General features: G+C 60.8%; 3 protein-coding genes. 2 read left to right on the top strand and 1 reads right to left on the bottom strand.

The genetic code is table 11. From position 1 onward, the window contains the following. Positions 1–114: 114 nt before the first annotated feature. Positions 115–1392, bottom strand: coding sequence for an ABC transporter substrate-binding protein (locus HLUSI_RS0125525; RefSeq protein WP_016836627.1), 1278 nt, complete (start codon positions 1390–1392; stop codon positions 115–117). 684 nt (positions 1393–2076) lie between these two features. Between HLUSI_RS0125525 and HLUSI_RS0125530 the strand changes: the two genes are divergently transcribed. Further along, positions 2077–5703, top strand: coding sequence for a hydantoinase B/oxoprolinase family protein (locus tag HLUSI_RS0125530; protein WP_016836628.1), 3627 nt, complete (start codon positions 2077–2079; stop codon positions 5701–5703). Between the two features lie 267 nt (positions 5704–5970). After that, on the top strand, positions 5971–6879 hold a 909-nt coding region (locus HLUSI_RS0125535), incomplete at its 3' end, for a cache domain-containing protein (protein WP_269147442.1).

Consider the following 6879-nt stretch of genomic DNA (forward strand, 5'->3'; position numbering starts at 1 on the left):
GCCGCGCCGTAAATACCCGCGATAAAAATTGAATCAGTGAGGAAGAGGCCGCGTTGTTGTTCTTGTTGCGGCGTCCTTCCGCTTACTTCCCAGCCAGAACGACTACTTGTGCGACTACTTGCGCTGGTCCCACTTCGGCATCGGCCAGACGATGTCGCGCGTCGCCATGTCGAACGGCCAGACCGTGTAGTACTTGCCGTTGATGATTTGCAGCAGGATGCCGGAGCTCAGCGTGTTCTGGCCGTGCTCGTCGAACTTGACGCCCTTCCACGGCATGATCAGCTTGTTGCCGGGGATGTTGGTTTCCGACAGCGCCTTGCGGATCGCTTCCGGCTCGGTGGAACCGGCGCGGTTGATCGCATCGGCCAGCGTCATCAGGCCGGTGAAGGTGCGCGACGAATTGCCGGTGAAGTTGATCTTGAAGCGGGCATTGAACAAGTCGTTGACTTGCTTGATCAGCGGGTTCTTGCCGGCCAGGTCAAGCGACCAGACGTCGCGGGTGATGATGAAGTCGGCGTCCTTGCCCAGCGTCTTCACGAATTCCGTGTCGATGAAACCGGCGTCGTTGGCCAGGATCATGTCCGGCGTGAAGCCCAGTTCCTTGTAGGTCTTCATCGACAGGATGGCGTCGCCCAGATAGGAAGACTGCATCACCACTTGCGGCGCGGCGGCTTTGAGCAGCTGCACTTCGGAGGTCAGCTGGGTGCTCTTGGCCGGATAGACGATGGTCTTCACAAGATCGTAGCCGCGGTCCTTGGACAGCTTGGTTTCGAGCTTGGTGGTCTCGTTGCCCCACAGCGTGTTTTCGTTGAAGGCGCCGAGCTTGCTGATCTTGATGCCCTTCCTGGCTTCCAGCTCCTTGAAGAATTCATAGAAGTTGGTGACGAACAGGTCGTCATGCGCCGTGGTGCGGAAGAACCACTTGAAGCCGCGCTGCGTCAGCGAGGCCGACGACGATTCCGGATTCAGGTATGGCACCTTGTAGCGTTCCGCGACCTGGCTGGTGGTGGCGGTGACATTGCTGAAGTACGCGCCGACCACGGCGACCACCTTCTCCTGCGTGATCAGGCGTTCGGCTTCGGTGGCGCCGACTTGCGGGTTGCCTTGCGAATCGGCGAACACCAGCTTGATCTTGGCGCCCTTCAGGTTGGGCAGACCGCCGCCGGCCGAGAACGGCAGGTTGGGCACGCCCTTGGCGCCGTTGTTGATGATGTCGGCGGCCAGTTCCAGCGCATCCTTCATTTCTGCGCCGGTGGAGGCGGCGGCGCCGCTGAGCGGATAGATGACGCCGATCTTGATTTCCTGCTGTTGCGCTTGCGCCGACAAGGCGGCAATGCTGAAAGACGCGGCCAGGCCGGCTTTGAAAACACGTTTGAAGACGAGACCTAACATGATGAGACGCTCCTTGTTGTATTGACTAACATCCAAAAATTCCCCCCACCGCGTGACGCCGCCCGACACCTGCGGCGCTGTAAGCGGGAGCTACCCAAAAATCACCACACGACTTCCAACCACTTCCACTGCACCGCCGCCGCAAAAGCGAAGGCTGTGTCGATCCACTCCAGGCCGGTTGCCCGGCTGGACTTATGTGCTGGTGTTGCGCTGACTTCTATCGACTGCTTGATTCAGGATTCATGGCCTTGCCCCGCACTTGCGCTGCTGCTTGCCGGCATTCGCCGACCTCGGGGGCACGCCTGAAAAATGGCGGCGGTGGTTGCGTTGGTTTGCACTTCACCGCGTTATGCGTGGTTCTCTCGCCATTTTTTGTCTCCTTGATTTTTTTCTTGAATCCTATATGTTTCGTCGATAATATGTCAATAAATTATTAATATTAATAAAAATAAATGATCGCCAAATCATTGACGAGTTATTAGCAAAGCGCGTGCCAGTTTTCCACCGGGATCGCCACTTCAGACGCAAACACAGATACAGCAAGGCTTTAAGGAGGATATGACGGGCTTTCCCGATGTTTCCTCAGCAAAACGTTCGACCTTAATCGCACGGTTTATGTGCAAAGTGTCGATAATTCATCAACAAAAATGCACCTGAAAGTTCAATCGAGAAAGGCAATGCACCATGAATAAAGAGCAGACAACACTGGGGGAACAACGCTGGCAGTTCTGGATCGATCGCGGCGGCACGTTTACCGACATCGTGGCGCGCCAGCCCGACGGCACGCTGTTGACGCACAAGCTGCTGTCCGAAAATCCCGAGCAATACAAGGATGCGGCCGTGGCCGGCATCAAGCGCCTGCTCGGACTCAAACCCGACGAAGCGATCTCGCCGCAACAGGTCGAAGCGGTAAAGATGGGCACCACCGTCGCCACCAATGCGTTGCTCGAACGCAAGGGCGATCCGACCGTATTGGTGATCACCAAGGGTTTCCGCGACGCCTTGCGCATCGCATATCAGAATCGCCCGCGCCTGTTCGACCGCAACATCGTGCTGCCGGAATTGCTGTTTGAAAAAGTCGTGGAAGTCGACGAGCGCCTGAGCGCGCACGGCGACGTGGTGCAGCCGCTCGACACCGTATCGGTGCGCCGGCAACTCGCGGCTTTATATGAAGAAGGCTATCGCGCCGTCGCCATCGTGCTGATGCATGGCTATCGTTTTACTGCGCATGAAGAAAAACTGGCGGAGATCGCCGCCGAGCTCGGGTATACGCAAGTCTCGGTGTCGCATGAAGTCAGCCCGATGATGAAGCTGGTCTCGCGCGGCGACACGACGGTGGTCGATGCGTATTTGTCGCCCATCCTGCGCCGCTACGTCGACCAGGTCGCAGGCGAGATGGACGGCGTGCGCCTGCTCTTCATGCAGAGCAATGGCGGCCTCACCGATGCGCATCGCTTCCAGGGCAAGGACTCGATCCTGTCCGGCCCGGCCGGCGGCATCGTCGGCATGGTGCGCACGGCCGAGACGGCCGGCTTCGACAAGATCATCGGTTTCGACATGGGCGGCACCTCGACCGACGTGTCGCATTATGCCGGCGAGTTCGAGCGCGAGTTCGAAACCCAGGTGGCCGGCGTGCGCATGCGCGCCCCGATGATGAGCATCCATACGGTGGCGGCGGGCGGCGGCTCGATCCTCCACTTCGACGGCACGCGCTATCGCGTCGGCCCGGACAGCGCCGGCGCCAATCCCGGCCCGGCCAGCTATCGCCGCGGCGGCCAACTGGCGGTCACCGATTGCAACGTCATGCTGGGCAAGATCCAGCCGGCCTATTTCCCCAAGGTGTTCGGCCCGGCTGCCGACGAAGCGCTCGACCGCGATGCGGTGGTGCGCAAGTTCACCGAGCTGGCCGACCGCATCCATGCGGAAACCGGCAACCGCCGCACGCCGGAAGAAGTCGCCGAAGGTTTCATCGAAATCGCCGTCGGCAACATGGCCAACGCGATCAAGTTCATTTCGGTGCAGCGCGGCCATGACGTCACCGACTACACCCTGACCACCTTCGGCGGCGCCGGCGGCCAGCATGCCTGCCTGGTGGCGGATGCGCTGGGAATGACGCGCGTCTTCGCGCATCCGTTCGCCGGCGTGCTGTCGGCCTACGGCATGGGACTGGCGGACCAGACCGCGATGCGCGAACAGGCGATGGAGCTGCCCTTGTCGACCGGTTCGGTCGGCACGCTCGATGCGGAACTGAACAAGCTGGCCACGCAAGCCGCCGACGATCTGTCGTCGCAAGGCGTAATGCCGACGCAGATCGACGTGATCAAGCGCGCCCATCTGCGCTACGACGGCACCGATTCGGTGATCGTGGTGGCCTTCGGCGATATCGCGAGCATGGTGGCGCAGTTCGAATCGGCCTACAAGAAACGCTATTCCTTCCTGATGCCGGACAAGGCCATGATCATCGAAGCCATTTCGGTGGAAGCGATCGGCGTCTCCACCGACCGCGAAGAAAAGCCCGAGCAATTGCCGCCGCGCGACGGCGCGCTGCAATCGACCGAAACCGTGCAGCTGTTCTCCGGCGGTCAATGGCACGACACCGCGCTGTACCGCCGCGAAGACATGCGCCCCGGCGACGTCGTGCACGGCCCTGCGATCATCGCGGAAAAGAACGCCACCAACATCGTCGAGCCGGGCTGGCTGGCCGAAGTGACGCCGCTGAACCATCTGGTGATGCAGCGTTATCAGGCGCGCACGCAGCGCAAGGCGATCGGTACCACGGCCGACCCGGTGATGCTGGAAGTGTTCAACAACCTGTTCATGAGCATCGCCGAACAGATGGGCCTGCGTCTGCAGAACACCGCCTTCTCGGTCAATATCAAGGAGCGCCTGGATTTCTCTTGCGCGCTGTTCGATGCGCAGGGCAACCTGATCGCCAATGCGCCGCACATCCCGGTGCATCTCGGTTCGATGGGCGAAAGCATCCGCACCATCATCCGCGAGAACGCCGGCAAGATGCAGCCGGGCGACGTCTTCATGCTCAACGATCCTTACCACGGCGGCACGCATTTGCCGGACATCACGGTGATCACGCCGGCCTTCGACAAGGATGGCAAGGACATCCTGTTCTACGTGGGATCGCGCGGCCATCATTCGGACATCGGCGGCATCACGCCGGGGTCGATGCCGGCCAACAGCACGGTGGTGGAAGAGGAAGGCATCCTGATCAACAACTTCCAGCTGGTGCGCGCGGGGCGATTCCTCGAACAGGAAACCGTCGCCCTGCTCGGCTCCGGTCCCTACCCTGCGCGCAACATCGCGCAGAATCTGGCCGACCTGCAGGCGCAGATCGCCGCCAACCAGAAGGGCGTCGACGAGTTGCTGAAGATGGTCGAGCACTTCAGCCTGGACGTGGTGCAAGCCTACATGGGCCACGTGCAGGACAACGCCGAAGAAGCCGTGCGCCGCGTCATCACGCTGCTCAAGGACAGCAGCTACGACTACCGGCTCGACAACGGCGCGGTGATCAAGGTGGCGATCCGCGTCAATCATGCCGAGCGCACCGCCGACATCGACTTCACCGGCACCTCGCCGCAGCTGAACAACAACTTCAACGCCCCCAGCGCGATCTGCATGGCGGCGGTGCTGTATGTATTCCGCACGCTGGTGGACGACGAGATTCCCCTCAACGCCGGTTGCCTCAAGCCGCTCAACGTGATCATCCCGGAAGGCTCGATGCTGAATCCGCGCTATCCGGCGGCGGTGGTGTCGGGCAACGTCGAGACCTCGAGCTGCATCACCAATGCGCTCTACGGCGCACTCGGCGTGCTGGCCTCGGCGCCGGGCACGATGAACAACTTCACCTTCGGCAACGGCGAGCATCAGTACTACGAAACCATCTCGGGCGGCTCCGGCGCCGGCCAAGGCTTCAACGGCACCGACGTGGTGCAGACGCACATGACCAACTCGCGCCTGACCGACCCGGAAATCCTCGAGTGGCGTTATCCGGTCCGCCTGGAAAGCTATGAGATCCGCGAACACTCCGGCGGCGCCGGACAGTGGCACGGCGGCAACGGCGGCGTGCGCAAGATCCGCTTCCTCGAACCGATGACGGCCTCGATCCTGTCCAACAACCGTATCGTGCCGCCGTTCGGCGCAGCGGGAGGCGAGCCCGGCCAGTGCGGCCGCAACACCGTGATCCGCAAGGACGGCACTGAAGAAGAGCTGGGCTTCGTCGCCAGCATCGACATGCAGCCGGGCGATGTGTTCGTGATCGCTACGCCGGGCGGCGGGGGTTATGGCAAGGCGGACTAAACCGATGCAATTGTTGTAATTCGTTTCTCTGGAGCAGTCGTCCCTTTGCGGTATCTCCGTCGAATGACGGGGGTACCGCTTTTTTTATCAGGAAAAGACTGCGTCTTTACCCCTCATTTCGAGCTTTTCGCACGCTTTTTGCATGCTAATATTTTCGACAAAAATACTTTTCAGTATGTTTTTGCAGGGCAATAAAAAGAATGTGCTCAGGGAAATTTTTGTCCGCCTCCGGCGGGCATGTCTAAAGGGGAATTCGTAGTGAACAACATGTCTTTGAAGCAGAAGCTCTGGCTGCCGCTGGTCTTTGCCTGGATCGCGCTCTTTGCGCTGTCGCTGTGGAACATTTATGAAACCCGCAACCTGCAGATCGCCGATCGCCAGCACGCGCTGATCGATATCACCGAAATGTCCTACTCCATCGTGGCCGGTCTGCACAAGCAGTCGACCGAGGGCAAGCTTTCCGCCGACGACGCCCGCAAGGAAGCCATCGCCCGCGTGGCGGACCAGCGCTACACCGGCAGCGGATACATCACCCTGGTCGGCGCCGATTCGGTGGTCACGATGCATCCGATGAGTCCCAAGCTCAACGGCAAGAACATGCTCGACTTCAAGGACGCCAAGGGCAACGAGTTGTACAAGATGATCGCCGCCACCGGCTCCTCCGCCGCCGGCGAAGGCTTCCTCGAATACTGGTGGCCGCGTCCGAACGAGACCAAGCCCAGCCCCAAGATGGGCTTCGTCAAGCGCTTCAAGCCGTGGAACCTGGACTTTGTCGCCAGCGTGTACCAGGATGACATCCAGGCCGACTTCTACCGCTCGCTGATCAAGGCCGGCGTGGTGCTGCTGATCCTTGGCGCGGTCATGTCGGCGATCGCCACGCTGGTGGTGCGCAACATCTACCGCTCCATCGGCGGCGAGCCGGGCGAAGCATCGCAGATCGCCCGCAAGATCGCCGAAGGCGACCTGACCGGCGCGATCGCGGTGCGCAAGGGCGACGAGGCCAGCCTGGTGTCGTCCATCGCTTACACGCGCGACCGCATGGTCGACACGGTCAACAACATCCTCAAGGCCACCGACTCGATCAAGGAATCGGTCGACGAGATCGCGCACGGCAACATGGACTTGTCCAACCGCACCGAGGAACAAGCCAGCTCGCTGGAAGAAACCGCCTCGGCC

Source organism: Herbaspirillum lusitanum P6-12, assembly GCF_000256565.1.
Classification (GTDB): Bacteria; Pseudomonadota; Gammaproteobacteria; order Burkholderiales; family Burkholderiaceae_D; genus Herbaspirillum; species Herbaspirillum lusitanum.